20 protein-coding genes are annotated in these 20,871 nt (G+C 71.0%); 14 read left to right on the top strand and 6 right to left on the bottom strand.

Annotated elements, in window-relative coordinates; genetic code table 11:
• Positions 1-205 precede the first annotated feature (205 nt).
• Positions 206-1,447 (bottom strand): DNA (cytosine-5-)-methyltransferase, encoded by a 1,242-nt coding sequence (dcm, locus tag ABZ805_RS03475; RefSeq protein ID WP_358433670.1) that lies wholly within the window; start codon positions 1,445-1,447, stop codon positions 206-208.
• A gap of 65 nt (positions 1,448-1,512) precedes the next feature.
• Here dcm and ABZ805_RS03470 point away from each other — a divergent pair, with 65 nt between their 5' ends.
• Positions 1,513-2,037, top strand: a complete 525-nt coding sequence (locus ABZ805_RS03470; protein WP_358433668.1) for a very short patch repair endonuclease — start codon at positions 1,513-1,515, stop codon at positions 2,035-2,037.
• Positions 2,038-2,187: 150 nt separating this feature from the next.
• Here the strand turns inward: ABZ805_RS03470 and ABZ805_RS03465 are convergent, their stop codons facing one another.
• From ABZ805_RS03465 to ABZ805_RS03455, 3 genes are read right to left on the bottom strand one after another with little or no spacing between them, the layout of a single operon-like run.
• A complete protein-coding gene (locus ABZ805_RS03465; RefSeq protein ID WP_358433665.1) occupies positions 2,188-4,005 on the bottom strand; it encodes a DEAD/DEAH box helicase in 1,818 nt (605 codons plus the stop codon).
• A complete protein-coding gene (locus tag ABZ805_RS03460) occupies positions 4,002-5,429 on the bottom strand; it encodes a transcriptional regulator (RefSeq protein ID WP_358433662.1) in 1,428 nt (475 codons plus the stop codon). The genes ABZ805_RS03465 and ABZ805_RS03460 overlap by 4 nt, the downstream gene beginning before the upstream one ends.
• Positions 5,426-6,094: a hypothetical protein gene (locus tag ABZ805_RS03455; protein WP_358433660.1), complete on the bottom strand. Its 669-nt coding sequence runs from the start codon at positions 6,092-6,094 to the stop codon at positions 5,426-5,428. The genes ABZ805_RS03460 and ABZ805_RS03455 overlap by 4 nt, the downstream gene beginning before the upstream one ends.
• A gap of 26 nt (positions 6,095-6,120) precedes the next feature.
• On the opposite strand from ABZ805_RS03455, the gene ABZ805_RS03450 reads away from it, so the two are divergent.
• Together ABZ805_RS03450 and ABZ805_RS03445 are read left to right on the top strand one after the other, a co-directional pair.
• Positions 6,121-6,294 carry a hypothetical protein gene (locus tag ABZ805_RS03450; protein ID WP_358433658.1) on the top strand — a complete coding sequence of 58 codons (174 nt, stop codon included), beginning with the start codon at positions 6,121-6,123 and terminating at the stop codon, positions 6,292-6,294.
• Positions 6,295-6,464: 170 nt separating this feature from the next.
• Complete coding sequence (locus tag ABZ805_RS03445) at positions 6,465-7,100, top strand: hypothetical protein (RefSeq protein WP_358433655.1); 636 nt, start codon at positions 6,465-6,467, stop codon at positions 7,098-7,100.
• 50 nt (positions 7,101-7,150) lie between these two features.
• Here the strand turns inward: ABZ805_RS03445 and ABZ805_RS03440 are convergent, their stop codons facing one another.
• A complete protein-coding gene (locus tag ABZ805_RS03440; RefSeq protein WP_358433653.1) occupies positions 7,151-8,104 on the bottom strand; it encodes a NaeI family type II restriction endonuclease in 954 nt (317 codons plus the stop codon).
• A 136-nt stretch (positions 8,105-8,240) separates the two neighbouring features.
• Here ABZ805_RS03440 and ABZ805_RS03435 point away from each other — a divergent pair, with 136 nt between their 5' ends.
• From ABZ805_RS03435 to ABZ805_RS03405, 7 genes are all read left to right on the top strand, one after another.
• Positions 8,241-8,915, top strand: coding sequence for a 2Fe-2S iron-sulfur cluster-binding protein (locus tag ABZ805_RS03435; protein WP_358433650.1), 675 nt, complete (start codon positions 8,241-8,243; stop codon positions 8,913-8,915).
• Positions 8,912-9,892 (top strand): xanthine dehydrogenase family protein subunit M, encoded by a 981-nt coding sequence (locus tag ABZ805_RS03430; RefSeq protein ID WP_358433647.1) that lies wholly within the window; start codon positions 8,912-8,914, stop codon positions 9,890-9,892. Before ABZ805_RS03435 ends, ABZ805_RS03430 begins: the two co-directional genes overlap by 4 nt.
• Positions 9,892-11,970 carry a xanthine dehydrogenase family protein molybdopterin-binding subunit gene (locus tag ABZ805_RS03425; RefSeq protein WP_358433644.1) on the top strand — a complete coding sequence of 693 codons (2,079 nt, stop codon included), beginning with the start codon at positions 9,892-9,894 and terminating at the stop codon, positions 11,968-11,970. Before ABZ805_RS03430 ends, ABZ805_RS03425 begins: the two co-directional genes overlap by 1 nt.
• A 473-nt stretch (positions 11,971-12,443) precedes the next feature.
• Positions 12,444-13,430, top strand: a complete 987-nt coding sequence (locus tag ABZ805_RS03420) for a DUF3048 domain-containing protein (RefSeq protein ID WP_358433641.1) — start codon at positions 12,444-12,446, stop codon at positions 13,428-13,430.
• A gap of 270 nt (positions 13,431-13,700) precedes the next feature.
• A complete protein-coding gene (gene mshB, locus ABZ805_RS03415) occupies positions 13,701-14,543 on the top strand; it encodes an N-acetyl-1-D-myo-inositol-2-amino-2-deoxy-alpha-D-glucopyranoside deacetylase (protein WP_358433638.1) in 843 nt (280 codons plus the stop codon).
• A gap of 141 nt (positions 14,544-14,684) precedes the next feature.
• Positions 14,685-15,620 carry an ABC transporter ATP-binding protein gene (locus ABZ805_RS03410; protein WP_358433635.1) on the top strand — a complete coding sequence of 312 codons (936 nt, stop codon included), beginning with the start codon at positions 14,685-14,687 and terminating at the stop codon, positions 15,618-15,620.
• Positions 15,617-16,405 (top strand): ABC transporter permease, encoded by a 789-nt coding sequence (locus ABZ805_RS03405; RefSeq protein ID WP_358433632.1) that lies wholly within the window; start codon positions 15,617-15,619, stop codon positions 16,403-16,405. The genes ABZ805_RS03410 and ABZ805_RS03405 overlap by 4 nt, the downstream gene beginning before the upstream one ends.
• A gap of 6 nt (positions 16,406-16,411) precedes the next feature.
• On the opposite strand, the gene ABZ805_RS03400 is transcribed toward ABZ805_RS03405, so the two are convergent.
• Positions 16,412-17,134, bottom strand: a complete 723-nt coding sequence (locus ABZ805_RS03400; RefSeq protein WP_358433629.1) for a GntR family transcriptional regulator — start codon at positions 17,132-17,134, stop codon at positions 16,412-16,414.
• A gap of 252 nt (positions 17,135-17,386) precedes the next feature.
• Between ABZ805_RS03400 and ABZ805_RS03395 the strand changes: the two genes are divergently transcribed.
• From ABZ805_RS03395 to ABZ805_RS03380, 4 genes are read left to right on the top strand one after another with little or no spacing between them, the layout of a single operon-like run.
• The gene (locus ABZ805_RS03395; RefSeq protein ID WP_358433626.1) at positions 17,387-18,595 is read left to right on the top strand and encodes an NRAMP family divalent metal transporter; all 1,209 of its coding nucleotides are present in this window, start codon (positions 17,387-17,389) and stop codon (positions 18,593-18,595) included.
• A gap of 20 nt (positions 18,596-18,615) precedes the next feature.
• Complete coding sequence (locus tag ABZ805_RS03390; protein ID WP_358433623.1) at positions 18,616-19,386, top strand: 5-oxoprolinase subunit PxpA; 771 nt, start codon at positions 18,616-18,618, stop codon at positions 19,384-19,386.
• A complete protein-coding gene (locus tag ABZ805_RS03385) occupies positions 19,383-20,003 on the top strand; it encodes an allophanate hydrolase subunit 1 (protein ID WP_358433621.1) in 621 nt (206 codons plus the stop codon). Before ABZ805_RS03390 ends, ABZ805_RS03385 begins: the two co-directional genes overlap by 4 nt.
• On the top strand, positions 20,000-20,854 hold the full coding sequence (locus ABZ805_RS03380) for a biotin-dependent carboxyltransferase family protein (protein WP_358433618.1): 855 nt from the start codon (positions 20,000-20,002) through the stop codon (positions 20,852-20,854). The genes ABZ805_RS03385 and ABZ805_RS03380 overlap by 4 nt, the downstream gene beginning before the upstream one ends.
• Positions 20,855-20,871 lie beyond the last annotated feature (17 nt).

Genomic DNA, 20,871 nt, shown 5'->3' with positions numbered 1-20,871 from the left:
CACAGCCCTCCGGCAGGAACGACTCGGCACCCTCGACCTCATCCAAGAGGTGCCGAAGGTGCCTGCACGAACTCCACCGAGCAAAGCAACAACTGCTGCGACCCCCGCGGAAATGCCTGGAAACTCCGCAAACCAGGAGTGGTGCTGGCTGACCGGAGTGGCGCGAGGGTCGGCGGCGAGCTGTTGCTCGCCGCCGAGCCCCAGATCAACTGATCTTGGCGCGGTTCTTCAGGAAGGCTTCGTGCCGGAGGTGGGATTCCTGGCCGGTGAACCCGTTGAAACCGCTCAGCTTGTACTTCGTCGTTTGGCCGTGTGTGACGGTTTCGACGGTGAAGTCCTTGCTGAGCATGCTGATGTGGCGCTCCAGGTCCGCGGTGTGCATCTCGACCCCGGCGATCTTGGTCAGCTTCGACGCGGAGAGGAAATCGTCGGCGTTGAAGAGCGCCTTGTAGATCGGGTCGTGCTCACCGACGACGACGGGCCGTCGCGGTCCTCGCCGGTGGAAGGCATCGATGATGGCGCTGCCCACCGCGTGCGCGACCGGTGGCGGGAAAGCGTTGCCGATCTGCCGGTAGCGGGAGGTCTTCCTGCCGGTGAACGAGTACTCGTAACGGCCGGCGAACCCTTGCAGCACCTCCACCATGTCGCACGTGAGCTTCGGGCCGACGGCGAACTCGGCATCCTGGGCGGGGGGTGCATCAGCGAGCCCCATCGCGTCCACGTGCATCTGCGCCCACGCGCGCTTCGCCCGCGTCGGCCCGAGGTCTGCGCCACCGTGCTTCTTGGAGCCGCCAACAATGGTAGGAGCGATCTTGTCGGCGTGCCCCTTCCAGTCGTCCGCGCCCTTCCAGTCGCCCATGAGCTCGAAAAGAGCCTGGCCGACGGTGGGTGCAGGATCGAAATCGGCGGGGTCCGGCCAGTGGAAGTACTCCGCGTCCTCGAGCTTCATCGCTACCAGCACGAACCTCGGGCGCAGCTGCGGCACGGAGAAGTCCGAAGCCTGCAGGAGCTGCCAGTCACCGACGTAGCCGTACTCGGTCAGCTTGTCCAGGATGCGCTGCCGGTAGCCGGCGAACCGGGGCATGCTCAGGCCCCGGACGTTCTCCAGGAGGAGTGCTCGCGGCTTGATCACGGGCACCTGTTCGACCGCCCACGCGAACAGGTCTCGCTCGTCGACCGCTCCGAGCTGCTTGCCAGCGATCGTGAAGGGAGGACACGGGACCCCTCCGGCCAGCAGTGTCACGCCCTCGTAATCCTGCGGATTCCACACCGAGCTGTCGGCCGCATCGCCTTCTGCGACCGGGGTGAGACCGTTGTGGCGAAGCGTGGCGCAGGCGTTGCTGTCGAGCTCGACCGCGAGCTTGTGCGTGAAACCGGCCTCGTGGAGACCGAGGACCTGGCCGCCTGCGCCTGCGCAGATCTCCACCGCGGTGAAGCTGTCGTTCACGGTGTCTCCTCCTTCTGGGTGTGCGCGACGCGACGGGCTAAGCGGGTATCTTGCCCCATGGCCGCTTGGCCCTGTTGGACGGCTTTACTGGTGTGGTGGTCATGCCTGCGAACGATCGGGAGAGGGCGCGTGAGGCAGCCCACGCGAGAGGCGCGTATCCGGCGCCGGCGAGCGAAGGGCGCTCCCGCAACATGCGGGCGAACCAGCGGCGCGACACCAAGCCCGAGCTCGCGCTGCGCAGTTCCCTCCACCGCCTCGGGTACCGGTACCGGAAGGACTACCGGTTGTCGCTCGATGACGGGATCCGGGTCAGACCGGACATCGTCTTCACCGCGCGCAAAGTAGCGATCTTCGTGGACGGTTGCTTCTGGCACGCCTGTCCTGAGCATGGCAGGCAGCCCACGTCGAACGAGTGGTACTGGGCGCCCAAGCTCGCGCGGAACGTGGAGCGGGACCGGACGGTCACGGCTGCCTTGGAACGTGCTGGCTGGGAAGTCCTGCGCATCTGGGAGCACGAACAGCTGGCAACCGCGTTCGAGCTTGCGATCGCGGCTATCGAACATGGTAGCGATACTAGTCGCACGGGCTGACGTCGTCCCGCACGTCCGCACCCCACCATCCGGTGATTCGCGGGCAGCCAGCGGTGCGGACGGCTCCAGCTTCTACCGACGTCGGCAGGCCAGGAGTGCGCACGACGGCGAGCGCCGGACCGCGAACGGCCCGGTGCTCGCCGTGCTCGGTCAGGGACTGCCCAGGTGGCGGAGCAGGGCTGCCACGTCGCTCGGGTCCAGCCCGCCGGCCACCGAAGGCTCTTCCTGGAGATCGGAGAGCTGGCGCACCGCCGGATCGTCGAGGACCTTGCTCATGAACTCCAGCTTCTGGTCCAAGCGCACGTGCACCACCTCGTCGACGGTGCCGCGCGCAGCGAGAACGGTGACCCGCGGATCCGCATCTGGTGCGAGCCCCAGCCGGTGGATCCGGTCGATGCTCTGCATGAAGCGTCCGGCCATGAAATCGCGGTCCACGTACACGGCGTCGTGGCAGACCTGGTGCAGGCTGATCCCTTCGCCGAGGGTGGCCGGATTCGAGATGAGCACTCGGCAATCCGGATCTTCGCGGAAGCGCCGGAGCTGTTCGTCCCTGTCCGGCGTTCCGCCGTGCACCACCGCCGGGCTGAACCCCGAGAGCAGCTGCTCGAGCGTCATCAAGCTGCGCACGAACGTCGTCCACACCAGTGTTTTCCGCCCGGCCGCTGCATTGGCCGAGACGATGCTGGCAGCTTCCTTGTGCTTCGGGGACATCTCGTAGTCCGGCAGCTTGCGCAGCAGGTCGTACAGCGAATCGCCCTGGGGAACGTCGAGCGGGGGCAGGCGGTAGGCCAGCGGCTCGTACCTGGTAGCCCCCTCCAGCAGCAGCGCGGGGCTCGTCGCCGCCATCAGCAGGCGCAACGCGGTTCTGCCGAGCGAGCTCAGGTCCTCGTGCGAAGTGTCCCTGGCCACCCCGCCGTGCAACGCGCGGTAGATCTCAGCGTGCAGCGGGGGCAGGTCCACGTACCGCACGGCGGGTTCCATCCGCGGCAAGCCGAGTTCGGGCTTGGTGGTGCGGGTGAACAGCGGCCGCAGCACCCGGCTCGCGTGGTCCAGGTCCCCGCCGGACACCGCCGCCGACACCGCGCGGTGCCCGTGCCCGGGCCACACGAACCCCATCAGGTTCTCCAAGTCCTTCGCCCCGTTGGGCGCCGGCGTGCCGGTGAGGATCAAGCGGCGGCGGGCGAGCGGGCCGAGCGTCAGGCAAGCCAGGCCGTAGGCCCCGCGGCTGCCGAGCTTCATCCGGTGGGCCTCGTCCAGCACGACCATCGCGGGAGCGGACTTGAGCCAGCTGGCGAGGGCGCTCAGCGAACGTTCCAAGCGCTCGTAGTTGATGATCAGGACCTCGGCCCACTGGTCCAGCGAGCGTTCGAAGACGTGCGTGCGCAGCGGGGGGCGAAAGCATTCCCCCGTTTCGAACTGCCACGACTCGTACGCCGATTTCGGACAGATGACCAGCAGACGGCGTACTCGCCCCTGGGCTTTCTCCGCCGTGTAGACGCCGAGCGCGACGCGGGTTTTCCCGGCACCGGGCACGCTGAAGTTCGCACCGTGCTGGAGTGCCAGCAGCTTGGCGATGTCCCTCCGCTGGAACTCCGTTAGCCGACCGACCCAGCTGGGGCCGAGGAGGTCCGGCACATCAGCGGCCGTGACGGCGTCGGCTGCGGCCGGATCTTCGAGCCGCGCCCGCACCGTCGCGGAGTCTTCGAGGTTGCTCCGGACCATGTCCCCCAAGTCCGCGGCCCACTCGACTCCGTCCGGACGCGGCCAGGTCGAGAGCACTCCTAGTTGCAGGAGCAGGTCTTCCAGTTCGACGGATGCGATGTGCGGTCCGACCTGGGAAGCACCGCGGAACCGCGAGGAGAGCTCGGCCAGGTCGCCCCGGTGTTCCTCGGTGGTTTCGAGGAGGACCTTGGTGCGGGTGTCGTCGAAACCGAGCCGCAGGGAAACCGTTTCTGGAACGCCGCTCATGCGCTGCCCCGAGCGGTCGCCGCTTCGAGCAACCAGGAGACGCCCGCCCCCGGGTCGGAGATGCCACGGCCCGCCTGGCGGGCGAGTTTGCGCAGGCTGTCCTGCAGCTTCAGCACGGCGTCGTCGAAGGCGTCTTCGTCCAGTGCTCCTGTTGCTCGCGCTTGCACCAGGTCCACGACGCACTGGTCGATGTCCGCGGCTGCGTCCAACAGCCGAGTCGGAGCGAGCTGCTTGCGCTTGCGCACGCGACCGTCGCGGCCGGCGCGATCCAGCGCTGCGTCGAACGATTCCTTCAGCTGGTCGACCGTATCTTGAGCGACCTGCTTCTTCTGTTCGCTCACACGGGCAGAAACCGCGCTGGCCGTCGCTTTCGCCCGGAGGATCCGATCGTTGAGGCTCCGGGCGGCGGAAACCGCAGCCGACGGGCCGGGCATCGCCACGCCCAGCCCCGGCACCATCACCGCGTCCGCGGCTTCAGCGGCGGCCGCCAATTCTCCGGGGAGGGAATCGGCGAGGTACGTGTCCGGAAAATTGCCGTCTTCGATGTGGCGGACGTCGGTCTTGGCGAATCCCAGCATGATGGAGGCCAAACGGGTCTCCTTGTAGATGTCCGCGAGGTCCGGGTCGGCGGATCGCTGCTTCTCGTACCCCCGGTGCAGTTCTTTGAGCTTCTCCTGGTGATTTTCGAAGTCGATGAGCTGAAGTTCCACGCCTTCTGCGGTCCTGCTGCGTTCGATCAGCTCCCGGATGACGCCGAGAATCCACCGTTCCTGTCCGAGAGTGGTGATCTTGATGCGGAAATCCTTGGCGATGGCGCCGGGAGGGCGGCCGAGCCGAGCCTGCTCATCCATCGCGAGCAGCCTGTTGATGTAGGAGTAATCCCGGCGGTGATCCTTGCGGAGCTGCAGCGAAAGCTCGATCGCGTTGATGTCGGCCCAGGTGAACGACTCCGGGAGAATTCCGACGCGCATCGACCGCGCGCCGATTTCGCGCAGCGCTGCAGCCCGGGTGTTGCCGTTCACCACGATCCCGTGGTGCGTGACCAGCCCCGGATCGTTCTGGCCGAACTCCTCGAGGCTCTCCTTGAGGTGGTCGAAGTCCGGGTCGCGCAGATCGGGGTTGGCGGGGTCGGCTTGGAGCAGGAACTTCAAGTACTCCTGGCTCCGCTCGCCGTACGGATCGTCGTGCAGTGCCCGGTCGCGATCGGAGTCGTGGCTGCGCTGGGCGCGGACGCGGTGCGTCGCGGGGTTGAAGTAGAGGTGGGCGAGGGGGAGCTCGAGCACCTCGACGTGCAGCGGCTGCTGGTTCCAGTCGACGGTGACGGTCTCGTGCACACCGCCCGATTCGCGGGACTCCACGAGCCGTTGCTTGATCAGGCTGCTGATCTCGTCCGCATTGCGCGGCGGTGGGTAGTCGTGCATCACCGTGCTCGCTTCCCGTCGCTGTTGCCGGGCCCGCTGACCGCGCTTTCGACCGTTGAGCGGGCTTCGGCCGGCAGGGCGCGATATCGGCCCCACAGCTTCTCGATCCCGTTGAAATCCCTGGCGCCATCTCTGATCCACCGGGCGAAGATCTGACGTTCCAGCGGGCCCAGCAACGACAGCGCGTGGATGATCTTCGCGAGGTCGGCCTGAGTGCCCCGGCCGCCAACGCGGCAGCGGTTGCACTCGGTGATCAGCTGCACCTCCACCCTCCCGTCGAGATTGCTGACGCGGCGGCGGGTGATGTCGAGCTGGGCGCTCAGCACGCCGTCTTCGTAGGAGTCGCCCGCAGCGACACCGCACGACCGGCACAGGTGGTCGTCGTCGGCCAGCACCTTGGACCGCTGGGCCGTGGTCAGGTGCGCTTTCGCTGCGGTCCTGCCCCGGCGGGGCAACCAGACCTCGTCGCCCCGCTTGGCATAGCGCTGTTCTTCCTGGCGCAGCGACGGATCTTCCCGATTCGTGTCGATCCGCCAGCCGTGGTCCCGGAGGTCGCGCACCCGGCGGTCGATCTGCGCGGTCTCCGGAAACGCTTCTCGCAGCTCCCGCTTGCTGAAGATTTCTCCCTCTCCCACTTCCGACTCGAGCCACAGGGCAGCCCGGACCATGCTGCCGAGGGTTCGATCCCTCCACGATGGACGATGCACTTCGATGTTCCCCCTCTGATGAACGCGATTGCACCGGCATTTCCGGGTGTTCGCCGGGACTTGGCGGCGGTGCCGCGGGAGACCATGTCTACACCAGCGAGGTGAAAAAATCCAAAAAGAAGATGATGTTGCTGCAAAGTGGCAAGATCGCCACCAGTTGAGCTCAAAAGCCTTCCTCGCGAGAAATGAGAAATGGAATATGCCAAAGGCTGGAGATATCGGTCGTCACATCGCGCCGGAGATATCACCTCAGTGGCGGCAGCTCGTGCACCAGCTGAAACGCTTGCACCGCTGCGCGGGTGGCGCCACGCTCGGCGCGACGGTGAAACGGATGGAGGATGAGTTCCCCGCCAATGTCCCCATGTTGTCGAGGGTGTTCAACGGCAGGATTTTCCCCCCTTGGAAGCTTGTGAAGTGCTTGTACGGGATAGCGCATGCCGAGGTGGGCGGCGACGGCGTCGGTATCACATCCGCGGAGCTCCGCCAGCTCTTCGACCGGGCGGCCGAAGCCACATGCATGCGCTGCGCGAGGTGCGAGGAGCAGGTTCGCGAGCTGCAAGGCAAGGAGCGGGAATGCCGCAGCTTCCACGTCGACGTCCGCTTCGGGACACCGGCCGGGGTGCGGTTGGGCGTGCCGGTCACCTCGTCGGCCGGGGACCGGCAGCGGAGTGAGATCGCCACTGCGGTTGGACGGCATGCCGACGAGGTCATCGCGGCCCGCACTGCGGGCAAGGACGAAGATGTGCTGGCGTTGCTCGGCGAGCTGCCGCGGCACCTGGACTCTAAGGGTGTTGTTGCTTGCCTGGAGGTCTTCCGGCGCCGACGCGAAGACGTCCTCGCCGACACCCTCTTGCACCTGTGCGGACGGGGAGGGCCGGACCAGCAGGTGCTCCGGCTCGCGATCGAGTTGCAAGACGCGGGGTTCACCGCTGATGCCGGCGCCGTCATGAGGAGAGCGTTGCACTGATGTTGCCGGCGCGGCTAGGGCTGCCTGCGCCGGCTGCTGATTCGCCGGGATCAGTTCTGGATCTCGGGAACCGGGTGCGCCGGCTCGCCTTTCGTCGCGATCGCGTAGCAGCCTCCGTCGATCGTGGTGACCTTCCGGTCTGCCGTGTCGACGGGAACGGGCACTAGGCGAACGGACATGAAGGTCCCCTTCTGCAGCGGCGGGATTCCGAGCTCGCTAGCGATGCGGCGGGAGTCCTGCTGGTGGCCGAGCACCACGATGCCTTCGTCCTTGAGGGCACTGCGCGCGTCGCGGCAGCGCTTCAGCCCGTCGGCCTGCTTCGCAACCGTGAGCGCCGTGTTGCGATCGATCACGCGTCCTTGCTCGACGCGGAGCAGCTGGTTGATTCGCCGTTGGCCTGAGGTCTGCGCCATGATCTGCTCGGCCTCCTCCCCCTGCATCAGGAGGAGGATGTTCGGCGGCAGGGGAGCATCTCGGCAGAGCCAGGTGATGTTCTGCTTCGCCGCGCTGCTGATGGTCGCCTTCTTGTCCTGGTTGCGGCCCTTGTTGAGCACGGCCTCGGTGATGCGCAGGAGACCGGCTTCGAAGGTCTGCTCGCGCTCCTTCGCCGACATGAGCAGGCACAGGTGGCCCATGGCCTCACCGGGAATTTGCCACTGCGAGGTCAGCGAGAACTTCGCATCGACCTCGTGGCCTTCGACGGAGTAGTCCATCTGCGCGCCTTGGGGCAAGCCGAACGTCGACCGGGTGATGATCTCCACCTTCGTACCGAGGTAGGTCTTCTCCGTTTTCGAGACGCCGTCGATGTCGTACCGCCCGGTCCGCTGTCCGTCGAGCACTTCGTCGAAGGACTGCCGGAAGATCGAACCGAACCGGGATTCGAAGCGGGGCTGGCGGCGGAACCAGCTCGTCACCTCGTGCAGCGCCTGGTCGTCTGCCTGGCACGCGTCGGATGCGGTTTCGGCACTCGCTGCAGGAGCGAACAAGGAAGGATCTTCAAGCACGGGGTACAAGCTAGCGCGGCGTGTTGGCTGGTTGGGGCTGCTTCGTGAATCTCGCTTGCTCGGCGCTCTGCGGCGAGCGGACGGCCGCAGCTCCCCTCACCCTGGCGGGGGAGCTCTTTCGGGGAGGGGGCCGGGGATGGAGATCGGTTGGTCGGTGGACGGCGTGCGGTGCGGGCTCGAGGTGGAGCCCCGGGTGACCGTGCTGGACGGGTTGCGGGAGCACCTGGGGGTGGTCTCGGTGAAGAAGGGGTGCGATCACGGGCAGTGCGGGGCGTGCACGGCGCTGGTGGACGGGCGGCGGGTGCTGACGTGCCTGCTGCTGGCGGTCGCGGTCGACGGTGCGGAGATCACCACCGCCGCCGGGCTCGGGACCCCGGAGGTCGCTGCGGTGCCCGACACCGGCGGAGCCGCCGGTCCCGATCGTGGAGGTGACGCCCGGTCGGTGGACGGCGAACCGACGTGGGAGGTCGTGGCCGGGCCGGGTGGCGCGGGTGCCGCCGGGGTCGTGGCGGCGCCGGGCCGGCCGCCGGCGGAACAGGACGTGCACCCGGTCGCGCGGGCGTTCCTGGAGCACGACGCGTTCCAGTGCGGCTACTGCACGCCGGGGCAGGTGTGCTCGGCGGTGGGGATGCTCGCGGAGGCCGCCGACGGCAGGCCCAGCCACGCGACCGCGGACGTCGCCGCCGGGTTCGAGGAGCTCGACGACGCGGAGATCCGGGAGCGGATGAGCGGGAACCTGTGCCGCTGCGGCGCGTACGTGAACATCGTCGCCGCGATCCGCGACGCGGCCCGGCAGGAGGGATCGCGATGAACCCGTTCGACTACGTGCGCCCGGACGACGCGGCGGGCGCGGTGGCGACCGTGGCGCGGAACCCGGGTGCGGTGTTCCTCGCGGGCGGCACGAACCTCGTCGACCACCTGAAGCTGGGGGTGACTGCGCCGGAGCTGCTGGTGGACGTCTCGCGGTTGCCGCTGGACGAGGTGCGGGAGCTCCCGGACGGCGGGCTGCGAGTGGGTGCGGGGGTGCGCAACAGCGATCTCGCCGCGCATCCGCTGGTGCGCTCCCGGTTCCCGGCGCTGGCGCAGGCGCTGCTGGCGGGAGCTTCGGGGCAGCTGCGCAACGCCGCCACGACCGGCGGGAACCTGCTGCAGCGCACCCGGTGCCCGTACTTCCAGGACGTGACGACGCCGTGCAACAAGCGGGATCCGGGGTCGGGGTGCTCGGCGATCGGCGGGTTCCACCGGGATGCGGCGATCTTCGGCGGCTCCCCGGAGTGCGTGGCCGCGCACCCGTCCGACATGGCGGTGGCGATGGCGGCCTTGGACGCCGAGGTGCGGGTGCACGGCCCGGACGGCGAACGCGTGGTCCCGGTCGTCGAGTTCCACCGGTTGCCGGGCGCCGAGCCGCAGCGCGATTCGGTGCTGCGGCACGGCGAGCTGATCACCGCGGTGGACCTGCCGGGCAGCGCGCCGCGCTCGGTCTACCGGAAGGTGCGGGAGCGGGCGTCGTACGCGTTCGCGCTGGTGTCGGTGGCCGCCGAGCTGGACGTGGCGGACGGGCGGGTGCGGGGTGCGCGGATCGCGCTCGGCGGGGTCGCGCCCAAGCCGTGGCGCGCCACCCGAGCCGAGGAGTCGTTGCGCGGGGCGCCTGCGGAGGAGCAGGCGTTCCGCGCGGCCGCGGACGCCGAGCTGGCCGCGGCGGAACCGCTCGCGGGCAACGCGTACAAGGTGCCGATGGCGCGTGCGACGCTCGTGGCGGTGCTGCGGGACCTGGCGGGGGAGGCGTGATGACGGACCTGCTGCGACCCCGGGCGATCGGCGCCCCGCTGGCACGGCTGGACGGCCCGGCCAAGGTCGACGGCACCGCGCGCTACGCGTTCGAACATCCGGTTCCCGATCCGCTGTACGTGCACCCGGTGCAGGCGACGATCGCGCGCGGCCGGATCGAGGACATCGACGTGCACGCCGCCGAAGACCTCGACGGCGTCGCGGCCGTGCTCACCCACGAGAACGCGCCCCGGCTGGCGACCGGTTCGGACGCCGAGCTCTGGGTGCTGCAATCCCCGGAGATCGCGTTCCGCGGGCAGCTCATCGGCGCCGTGCTCGCCGAAACGCCCGAGATCGCGCGGCAGGCCGCGGACCTGGTGCGGGTGGACTACCGGCGGGAACCGCACCACGTGGTGCTGCGCGCCGCCGACGACGTGCTCTACGCGCCGGACGTGGTGAACCCGTCGTTCCCCGCCGACACGCTCGACGGGGATCCGGACGCGGTTGATCCGGAAGTCGTGGTGGACGCGATCTACACGACGCCGATGGAGCACAACAACCCGATGGAACCGCACGCCACCATCGCGACCTGGCGCGGCGGCGTGCTCACCCTGCACGACTCCACGCAGGGCGTGCACCAGATGCGGTCGCGGCTCGCCCCGGTGCTCGGGCTCGACCCCGAGCGGATCCGGGTGATCGCCCCGCACGTCGGCGGCGGTTTCGGGTCGAAGGGCACCGCGCACGCGCACAACGCGCTCGCCGCGCTCGCCGCGCAGGTCGCGGGCGGGCGGCCGGTGAAGCTCGCGCTGACCCGGCAGCAGATGTTCGCGCTCGTCGGCTACCGCACCCCCACCATCCAGCACGTCCGGCTCGGCGCCGACCGGGACGGCGCGCTGGAGCTCGTCACGCACGACGTCGTCGAGCAGACCTCCACCGTGCAGGAGTTCGCCGAGCAGACCGCCGTCGGCACCCGCACCGTCTACGCCGCGCCGCACCGCCGCACCACGCACCGGCTCGCAGCGCTCGACGTGCCCGTCCCGTTCTGGATGCGCGCACCCGGCGAAGCCCCCGGCATGTTCGCCACCGAGTCCGCGATGGACGAGCTCGCCGCGGCCTGCGGGATCGACCCGATCGACCTGCGCTGCCGCAACGAACCCACCGCCGACCCCGCCACCGGGCGGCCGTACTCCGCTCGGCACCTCGCCGAATGCCTGCGGGAAGGCGCCGAACGGTTCGGCTGGGCCGGGCGCGACCCCGCACCGCGGTCCCGGCGGGACGGGAACTGGCTGGTCGGAACCGGAGTCGCGAGCGCCACCTACCCCGGCTACACGATGCCCGGCTCCACCGCCACCATCCGGTACCGCGCCGGCCGCTACGAGGTGCGCATCGGTGCCGCCGACATCGGCACCGGCACCCGGACCGCGCTCACCCAGATCGCCGCCGACGCGCTCGACCGTCCAGTGTCCGAAGTGGACTTGTCCATAGGGGACACCGAACTTCCCGCCGCCAGCGTCGAAGGCGGCTCCTCCGGGCTCACCTCCTGGGGGACGACCGTCGTCGAGACCGCCCGGCGGTTCCGGGAGAAGTTCGGCCACGACCCCGCCGAGGGCGACGAAGCCGACGGCGCCATGCCCGAGAACCCCGATGAGGACCGGTACGCCATCCACTCGTTCGGCGCGCACTTCGCCGAAGTCCGCGTCGACGCCGACACCGGTGAGGTGCGGGTGCCGCGGATGCTCGGCGTGTTCTCGGTGGGCCGGGTCGTGAACCCGCGGCTCGTGCGCTCGCAGCTGCTCGGCGGCATCACCATGGGCATCTCCGCGGCGCTGTTCGAGCACAGCATGCTCGACCCGCAGTTCGGGCACGTCATCAACCACGACTTCGCGCAGTACCACGTCGCCGCGCACGCCGACGTCGCCGACATCGAGGTGAGCTGGCTCGACGAGCACGACCCGCACTCGAACCCGATGGGCAGCCGCGGTGTCGGCGAGATCGGGATCGTCGGATCGCCCGCCGCCATCGCCAACGCGGTGCACCACGCCACCGGGATCCGGGTCCGCGACCTGCCGATCACCCCGGACAAGCTGCTGGGCGGCTGAGCCCCGGGGCGTTCCCCGCGCGGTGAACGGACCGTTCGTCCTCTCTCGCTGGACGGACGGTCCGTTCACTCGTGTTCGGGGTAGTGAGCGGACCGTTCGTCCCGTCCGTTCGAACGGTCCGTTCACTCCCACCAAGTCCGGTCGTGCACGAACGTCCGGCTCGAGTGAACGGACCGTTCGTTCAACTGGATCAGACCGAAGGGCCGCTCACGCCACCAAGTCCGGTCGCGCACGAACGTTCGGGTGGGGTGAACGGACCGTTCGTCCAGCTGGATCGGACGGACGGTCCGTTCACTCGGCTCCGCCGGTGCTGGCGGCCGCCGGTGGAAGTGGGGTGCCTACTGGTCGGAACGGTGTACTGATCGTGACCGTCGGCTGCGGTGCTTTCATGAACAACACCTGGTCAGGGGCTTGCGGGCCTTGCTCGTCACCCGAAAGAGGGGCACTCTGGGTGTTCGAGTGAGGGGTGGGCGATGGTGCGCAACCGCGGAGTTCTCGGGCGGGCAGTGGTGCTGCTCGCGGTGCTGGTGACCGTGCTGGCGGGCGGTCTCGCCTGCCAGCCCGCGCGGACGCAGCGCGCACCGGACACCCCGCAGGGCGCGGCCCCGCCCGCCGCCGATTCGGCACCCGTCGAAGGCGCTCCCGGCAGCGACGACCCGGTGCTCGCGGTGAAGATCGACAACGCGCCGGAGGCGCGGCCGCCGACCGGTATCGGCTCCGCGGACGTGGTCTACGTCGAACCGGTCGAAGGCGGTCTGAGCAGGCTCGTCGCCGTCTTCGGGAAGCAGCGCCCGCCGGTGGTCGGGCCGGTGCGCAGCGCTCGCGAGACCGATCTGGAACTGCTCGCCCAGTACGGCAGGCCGACGCTGGCGTTCTCCGGCGCGGCCCCGGAACTGCTGCCCGCGCTGGACGCGGCGCCCCTCGAAGCGGTCCAGCCGGAGCAGGCGCCCGGCGCGTTCTTCCGCGGCACCGACAAACCGGTGCCGCACAACCTCTACGCCCGCCCCGGCGAGTTGCCCGCGGGTGCCGGCTGGTCGCCGAAGGCGCCGTTGGTGTTCGGCCCCGCCCCGGCGGGCGGGGTGCCGCGCGGCTCCGCGCAGGTCGACTACCGGGCGGCGTCCACCGGGTTCACCTGGTCGCCGGAGCAGCGGCGCTGGCTGGTCTCGATGGACGGCTCGCCCGCGGTGGCGGCCGACAGCGGGCGGCTCGGCGCGGGCACCGTCGTGCTGCAGCAGGTCGACGTGCGGGACTCGGGGATGAAGGACGTCGTGGGCAGCGCCTCGCCCCAGGCGGCGACGGTCGGCTCCGGCCGGGCCGTGGTGCTGCGCGACGGGAAGGCCTTCGACGCGCGTTGGTCCCGACCCACCCCGGACGTCGGCACCACGTACACGACGGCGTCCGGCGAACCGCTCCCGTTCGCGGCGGGGCCGGTGTGGGTGGTGCTGTCGGACCGGGTGTGACGGGCGGTCCACTCGCGCCGACCCGCGGGTCGAACGGTCCGCGGCGCGGGTCGCCAACGGGTTCTCGGGCCGGTTGGGCACCGTGCTGGTGGACGAGATGGCCGGGCAGGCTTACCGCAGGCTGGTGTCGCTCGTGCTCGGCAGGCGTGAGCGGACCGTTCGGCCAACCGGACGGGACGAACGGTCCGTTCGCCCCACCCCCACGCAGTTGATCTTGAGTCCGGGGACGACCCCGCCGCCTCGTCGGAGGGTTTGGCTACTCTCGAAAGCATGAGCGACCGCCGCTTGCTACTGGTCCACGCCCACCCCGACGACGAAGCCACCGCCACCGGCGCCACCATGGCCCGCTACGCGGCCGACGGCACCACCGTGACCCTGGTGACCTGCACCAGCGGAGAACTCGGCGAGGTCGTCGCCGACGACCTCGCCCACCTGCGGGGCGCCCCGGACGCACTCGGCGAACACCGTCGCGGCGAGATCGCGGCCGCGCTCCCCGAGCTCGGCGACATCCGGCACCACTGGCTCGGCGGCCCGGGCCGCTGGCGCGACAGCGGCATGGCCGGGCTCGACAGCAACCACGAGGACGGGGTGTTCGCCGCCGCCGACCCGGTGGAGGTCACCCGGCAGATGGTGGCGCTGCTGCGCGCCGAGCGCCCGCACGTCGCGATCACCTACGACGACTTCGGCGGCTACGGCCACCCCGACCACATCGCCGCGCACCGGGCGCTGATGAACGCGCTCGACCCGGCCGCCGACCCGGAGTTCGCGCCCGAGCTCGGCGCGGCCTGGCAGGTGCCGAAGGTGTACTGGACGGTGCTGCCGGACTCGTTCGCGGAACGCGTGCGGGAGGAGGGCATCCTCGACTTCAAGCCGAACACGATGCCCGACGCGGAGATCACCGCCATCCTCGACGGCACCGCGCAGCACGGGGCGAAGCTCGCCGCGCTGCGCCACTACCGCAGCCAGGTGAACATCGACGACGACGGCTTCTTCAGCCAGATCGTGCGCCGCCCCGAGTTCGCCATCGAGCACTTCCTGCTGGTCCGCGGTGAGCGCGGCCCCGGCGCCGGCCCGCACGGCGCGGAAGAGGACCTGTTCGCCGGGCTCGGCTGACGGCCCCGGAGGCGCGGCGGCCCCGTCGGAGCACGAGCCGCCGCCTCCCGGACGGACCTCGCCGCTTGTCGCGATTGCGACGATCGGGCCTGCCGCGTCGGTATGGTTGGCGGAGTCCACCGGCCACCTGGGGGAACGCGCATGACCGCACGGCAGCATGTCGCGACGAGGACGTCATCCGCGCTGGCGCTGCGCGGCGTGGTCAAGCGCTACGGCGAGATCACCGCGGTCGACGGCTTGGACCTCACCGTGACCGCCGGGACCTGCCTGGGCCTGCTCGGGCCGAACGGCGCGGGCAAGTCCACCACGATGCGCCTGATCACCGCGCAGAGCAGGGCGGATGCCGGGGAGATCGAGGTGCTCGGCTTCCGGGTGCCGCGCGAGTCGAAGCGGGCGCGCACCGCGATGGGCGTGGTGCCGCAGCTGGACAACCTCGACGAGGAGCTCACCGCCCGGCAGAACCTGGAGGTCTTCGCGCACCTGTACCGGGTGCCGCGGGCCGAGCGGTCGGCCGCGGTGCTGCGGGCGCTGGACCTGGCGCAGCTGCGCAAGCGCGCCGACACCAAGACCGATGAGCTCTCCGGCGGCATGCGCCGCAGGCTGCTCATCGCGCGCGGTCTGGTGCACTCGCCGCGGCTGGTGCTGCTCGACGAGCCGACCGTGGGCCTGGACCCGCAGGTGCGCCAGGAGCTGTGGGCGCTGATCGACGCGCTGCGCTCCGACGGCGTCACCGTGCTCATGTCGACGCACTACATCGAGGAGGCCGAGCGGCTCGCCGACGACGTGGCGGTGATGTCCGAGGGCCGCGTCATCGCCACCGGCACCCCGGACGAACTGCGCCTCGAACACGCGGGGCAGGACGTCGTCGAGTACTACGGCCCGCCGGCCAGGCTCGCCGAGGTGGAGGCGATCACCCGCGAGGCCGGCCTGCCCACCCGCCGCACCGGGCCCGCCGTGTCGGTGCTGCGCGCCGAGCTGATGCCGGAGCCGGTGGCGGCGCGGCTCGGCACCGGGCATCCCCGGGTGAGCAACCTGGAGGACGTGTTCGTCTCGCTGACCGGGGAGATCGTGGAATGACGACCGCACCGCAGCGGCTGCGCACCTTCGAATCGGCCGCGTTCGCCGGGGTGTGGCGGCGGGAGCTGACGCTGTACCGCCGGTACTGGCTGTCCAGCACGTTCTCCTCGGTCGTGGAGCCGACGATCTACCTGCTGGCGTTCGGCTTCGGGCTGGGCTCGCTGATCGCCACCATCCGCGGGCTGCCGTACATCGAGTTCCTGGGCACCGGGGTGGTGGCCACCTCGGTGCTGTTCACCAGCGCGTTCGCCGGGATGTTCACCACGTTCGTGCGGCGCAAGTTCCAGCACTCCTACGACGCGATGCTGGCCGCGCCGATCGACGTGCACGAGCTCGTCGCCGCCGAGGCGCTGTGGATCGCCACCAAGTCCGGGGTGTACGGGTGCGCGCCGCTGCTGGTGGCGATGGTGTTCGGGCTCGATCCGGCGCCGGGCATGCTGCTGGTGCCGCTGATCGGGCTGATCACCGGGCTGGGGTTCGCGCTGTTCGGCATCTGGTGCTCGGCGGTGGTGCCGTCGATCGACTCGTTCAACTACATCGTGAGCGCGGTGATCACGCCGTTGTTCCTGGTGGCGGGCACGTTCTTCCCGATCGACCAGTTGCCGGGCTGGGCGGGGACGGTGGCCGCGTTCAACCCGCTGTACCACTGCGTGGAGCTGGTCCGAGACGCCTCGTTCGGCCTGCGGCCGGGCGTCGACCTGCTGCACGTGGGCGCGTTGTTGCTGTTCGCGGCGCTGATGTGGTCGCTGGCCTACACGGCGATGCGCCGCAGGCTCATCGACTGAGGCGGGTCAGGTGCGTTCCGCGTAGGCGGTGAGCAGCTGGGCCTCGGCGTCGGCCAGGTAGGTCTCCAGCGCGGTGGCCGCGGCGTCGAGCTCGCCGTCGGCGACCTGGTCGGCGATGGCGCGGTTGCGCTCCACGTAGCTCTCGTAGAAGCCGCGGGTGCGCTCCGGGTCGAGGCCGCCGCGCTCGTCGGTGGACATCACGTGGAACGCGAGGCGCAGTTCGGCGAGCAGCCCGGCCATCGCGTCGTTGATCCGGGGGCTGTCGGCGAGCCCGACGAGCGCCTCGTGGAACCGCATGTTGGCGGTGCCGACCTCGCTCCAGTCGCCGTCGGCGGCGGCCTGCTCGCCGGCGCGCACCGCGCGGGCCACCGCGGTGACGAGTTCGCGCTTGGTGGTGGCGGCGTGGCGCACCGCGCCGACCTCGATGATGCGGCGCAGCCGGTACAGGTCGGCGACGTCGGCGCTGCTCGGTTTGCGCACGGACACGCCCTTGTGCATCTCGTGCACCAGGAGCCGTTCGTGCCCGAGCAGCCGGAACGCCTCACGCAGCGTGTTGCGCGAGACGCCGAGCGCGTCCTTCGCGCTGACCTCGGAGAGCTGGGTGCCGGGCGGTAGTTCGCCCTGGATGATGCGTTGCCGCAGCAGGTCGGTGACCCGCTCGACGGTGCTGGTCCGTTCGAGCAGGGACCGGTCCGCTGCCAGCCGGTCGACCCACTGCGCGCTGGTCATGCCTCTCCCGGGGTTGATCGGAGACCGCAGTCTATCCGCGGTGCCGCGCGGGCACGTCCGACGATCCGACGCCACGATACGCCGGATTGTTGAACGATCGAACGTTGAACATGAGGAATGTAGGAACGCACTATTGATCCCTCGCCGAACGGCCCCTATCGTTGCGGCACCGCGCGGTCGGCGACCCGGCCGGCGGGGAAACCCCAGCGCAGCGCACCGCGCGCGGCAGGCCGGAGGCCGGGAGGACACTGCATGAGCGGCACCACCACCAAGACCGGCGCCCACCGCGGCGCGCTGATCGGGGCGGTCTTCCTGATGGCCACCAGCGCCATCGGCCCCGGATTCATCACCCAGACCACCGACTTCACCGTGCGGCTCGGCGCCGCGTTCGCCTTCGTGATCGTGCTGTCCGTGCTCATCGACATCGCGGTGCAGCTGAACGTGTGGCGCATCATCGGCGTCTCCGGGATGCGCGCCCAGGACCTCGGCAACGCGGTGCTGCCCGGGCTGGGCTACGTGATCGCCGCGCTGGTCGTGTTCGGCGGGCTGGTGTTCAACATCGCCAACGTCTCCGGCACCGCGCTCGGCCTGGACGCCATGGTCGGGATGGACGCGAAGCTCGGCGGCGGGCTGTCCGCGCTGCTGGCCATCGGGATCTTCCTCAGCAAGCGCGCCGGGGTCGCGATGGACCGGATCGTGGTCGTGCTCGGCGTGCTCATGATCGGGCTGACCTGCTACGTCGCCGTCGTGTCCAGTCCGCCGGTCGGCGAGGCGCTGAAGCAGGCGATGCTGCCGGACCGGGTCGACTTCCTCGCCGTCACCACCCTCATCGGCGGCACCGTCGGCGGCTACATCACCTACGCGGGCGCGCACCGGCTCGTCGACGCCGGCGTCACCGGGCCGGAGCGGATCGTCGAGGTCAGCCGCGGGTCGGTGCTGTCGCTGCTGGTCACCGGGGTGATGCGGGCGGTGCTGTTCCTGGCCGTGCTCGGCGTGGTCGCCGCGGGCGCCACGCTCGGCTCCGGCAACCCGACCGCCGAGGCGTTCCAGCACGCGGCCGGGGAGATCGGGCTCCGGCTGTTCGGGCTGATCATGTGGGCGGCGGCGATCACCTCCGTCGTCGGTGCCGCCTACACCTCGGTGTCGTTCGTGGTGACCTTCTCCCCGGCGCTGCAGCGGGCGCGCAGCTGGCTGGTGGTGGGGTTCATCGCGCTGTCCACCGTCGTGTTCCTGCTGCTGGACCAGGCGCCGACGACGCTGCTGGTGCTGGCGGGCGCGCTCAACGGGCTGATCCTGCCGGTCGGGTTCGGCGTGCTGCTGTGGGTCGCGGCGCGGCGGAGCGACCTGCTCGGCGGCTACCGGTATCCGCGGTGGCTGCTGGTGATCGGCGTGCTGGCGTGGCTGCTGTCGTTGTACTTCGGGGTGAACTCGCTCAGCGCCATGGGGCAGCTGTGGCAGTGACCGACCGGGATGGAGGGGACATGCGCATCGACCTGAACTCGGACCTCGCCGAAGGTTTCGGCCGCTGGGAGCTCGGTGACGACGACGCGCTGCTCGGCGTGGTGACCAGCGCGAACGTGGCCTGCGGGTTCCACGCGGGCGATCCGGGGGTGATCCGCCGCGCCTGCGCGCGGGCCGCGGCCGGGGCCGTGTCGGTGGGCGCCCAGGTCGGCTACCGGGACCTCGCCGGGTTCGGCCGCCGGTTCATCGACGTGCCGCCGCGGGAGCTCACCGACGAGGTGCTGTACCAGCTGGCCGCCCTCGACGGCCTCGCCCGCGTCGAAGGGACCTCGGTGCGGTACGTGAAACCGCACGGCGCGCTGTACAACGCCATCGTGCGGAACGAGGAGCAGGCGGCGGCCGTCGTCGAGGCCGTCACCGCCTACGACCCGCGGCTCGCGGTGCTCGGGCTGCCCGGGTCGAGCTGGCTGTCCCTCGCCGCCGAGGCCGGGCTGACCACCTACCGGGAGGCGTTCGCCGACCGCGCTTACACGCCCGAGGCGACGCTGGTGTCCCGCCGCGAACCGGGCGCGGTGCTGCACGATCCGGAGCTGATCGCGGCCCGCTGCCTGCGCATCGCCCGCGGCGAACCGATCGAGGCGGTCGACGGCGGCGAGATCACGGTGGCCGCCGACTCGATCTGCGTGCACGGCGACAGCCCCGGCGCGGTCGCCATCGCCGAGACCGTGCGGGACCGGCTGCGGGCCGACGGCGTCGCGCTCGCCCCGTTCGCCGCCGGCGGTGCGCGATGAGCGGACCGCGGGTGCTGCGCTGCGCCGACTCCGGGCTGCTGGTGGAGCTGGACGACCTGCCCGCGGTGCAGGCGCTGCACGCCGCGCTGCGCGCCGACACCCCGCCCGGCGTGGTGGACCTGGTGCCGGCCGCCCGCACGCTGCTGCTGGCGCTCGACCCGGAGCGGGCCGACCCGGATGCCGTCGAACGCGCCGTCCGCGACGCCCGGCCCGGCGAGCACGGCGGCGCCGAAGGCGGGCTGCTGCGGGTGCCGGTGGTCTACGACGGCGCCGACCTCGCCGCCGTCGCCGAGCTGACCGGCCTCACCGAGCGCGAGGTGGTGCGCGAGCACACCGGCACCACGTGGACCGTCGCCTTCGGCGGGTTCGCCCCCGGGTTCGGCTACCTCACCGGCGGTTCCGGGAAGCTCGCCGTCCCGCGGCGCGGCGAATCGCGCACCAGGGTGCCCGCGGGCGCGGTCGGCCTCGCCGGGGAGTTCAGCGGCGTCTACCCGCGGGAATCGCCCGGTGGCTGGCAGCTCATCGGGCGCACCGACCTGGAGATCTGGCGGGCCGACCGGGAACCGCCCGCGCTGCTGCGGCCCGGCGTGCGCGTCCGGTTCGAGGAGGTCTCGTGATCGAGGTCGTCGCCCCGGGGCCGCTGGCGACCGTGCAGGACCTGGGCCGCCCCGGCCACGCGGGCATCGGGGTCGGCGTCTCCGGCGCCGCGGACCGGGGCTCGCTGCGGCTGGCGAACCGGCTCGTCGGCAACCCCGAAGGCGCGGCCGCCGTCGAGACCACGTTCGGCGGGCTCGTGCTGCGGCCCGACCGGGACGTGACCGTCGCGGTCACCGGCGCCGACGGCCCGATCACCGTCGACGGCCGGGCCGAGCCGGTGAACACCGTGCTGCGGGTCCGCGCGGGCGCCCAGCTGCGGCTGGGAACCCCGGTGCGCGGGCTGCGCGGCTACCTGGCGGTGCGCGGCGGCATCGCCGTCGAACCGGTGCTCGGGTCCCGCGCCACCGACGTGCTCTCCGGGCTCGGGCCGCCACCGCTGGCCGCGGGCACCCGGTTGCCGATCGGGCCCGCCCCGCGGGAGTTCCCGGTGGTCGACCAGGCCCCGGTGCGCACCCGCGACGGCGAACTCGTGCTCGCCGCCGTGCCGGGACCGCGCGCGGACTGGTTCACCGACCGCGCCGTCGACGCCCTGTTCGGCGCGCCGTTCGAGGTCAGCGCCGAGATCGACCGGGTCGGCATGCGCCTCGACGGCCCCGAGCTGACCCGGAGCCGGGACGAGGAGCTGCCCAGCGAGGGCATGGCGCTCGGCTCGCTGCAGGTGCCGCCGTCCGGGCGCCCCACGCTGTTCCTCGCCGACCACCCGGTGACCGGCGGGTACCCGGTGATCGCGGTGCTGCGCGCCGCCGACGTGGACCGCGCCGCCCAGGCCCGCCCCGGGCAGCGCATCCGATTCCGCCGAACCGAGAGGTGACCTCGATGCGACCAGCC

The sequence above is a fragment of the Saccharopolyspora sp. NPDC047091 genome (assembly GCF_040643635.1).
Classification (GTDB): Bacteria; Actinomycetota; Actinomycetes; order Mycobacteriales; family Pseudonocardiaceae; genus Saccharopolyspora_C.
Note: the sequence above shows the minus strand (reverse complement) of the source record. Positions and strands in the feature narration are given on the sequence as shown.

Coding starts and splice junctions, on each gene's coding strand:
- ABZ805_RS03465 (WP_358433665.1), bottom strand. CDS start 4,005: ATGAGCGGCGTTCCAGAAACGGTTTCCCTGCGGCTCGGTTTCGACGAC.
- ABZ805_RS03455 (WP_358433660.1), bottom strand. CDS start 6,094: ATGGTCCGGGCTGCCCTGTGGCTCGAGTCGGAAGTGGGAGAGGGAGAA.
- ABZ805_RS03450 (WP_358433658.1), top strand. CDS start 6,121: ATGGACGATGCACTTCGATGTTCCCCCTCTGATGAACGCGATTGCACC.
- ABZ805_RS03445 (WP_358433655.1), top strand. CDS start 6,465: ATGGAGGATGAGTTCCCCGCCAATGTCCCCATGTTGTCGAGGGTGTTC.
- ABZ805_RS03435 (WP_358433650.1), top strand. CDS start 8,241: ATGGAGATCGGTTGGTCGGTGGACGGCGTGCGGTGCGGGCTCGAGGTG.
- ABZ805_RS03430 (WP_358433647.1), top strand. CDS start 8,912: ATGAACCCGTTCGACTACGTGCGCCCGGACGACGCGGCGGGCGCGGTG.
- ABZ805_RS03425 (WP_358433644.1), top strand. CDS start 9,892: ATGACGGACCTGCTGCGACCCCGGGCGATCGGCGCCCCGCTGGCACGG.
- ABZ805_RS03420 (WP_358433641.1), top strand. CDS start 12,444: ATGGTGCGCAACCGCGGAGTTCTCGGGCGGGCAGTGGTGCTGCTCGCG.
- mshB (WP_358433638.1), top strand. CDS start 13,701: ATGAGCGACCGCCGCTTGCTACTGGTCCACGCCCACCCCGACGACGAA.
- ABZ805_RS03410 (WP_358433635.1), top strand. CDS start 14,685: ATGACCGCACGGCAGCATGTCGCGACGAGGACGTCATCCGCGCTGGCG.
- ABZ805_RS03405 (WP_358433632.1), top strand. CDS start 15,617: ATGACGACCGCACCGCAGCGGCTGCGCACCTTCGAATCGGCCGCGTTC.
- ABZ805_RS03400 (WP_358433629.1), bottom strand. CDS start 17,134: ATGACCAGCGCGCAGTGGGTCGACCGGCTGGCAGCGGACCGGTCCCTG.
- ABZ805_RS03395 (WP_358433626.1), top strand. CDS start 17,387: ATGAGCGGCACCACCACCAAGACCGGCGCCCACCGCGGCGCGCTGATC.
- ABZ805_RS03390 (WP_358433623.1), top strand. CDS start 18,616: ATGCGCATCGACCTGAACTCGGACCTCGCCGAAGGTTTCGGCCGCTGG.
- ABZ805_RS03385 (WP_358433621.1), top strand. CDS start 19,383: ATGAGCGGACCGCGGGTGCTGCGCTGCGCCGACTCCGGGCTGCTGGTG.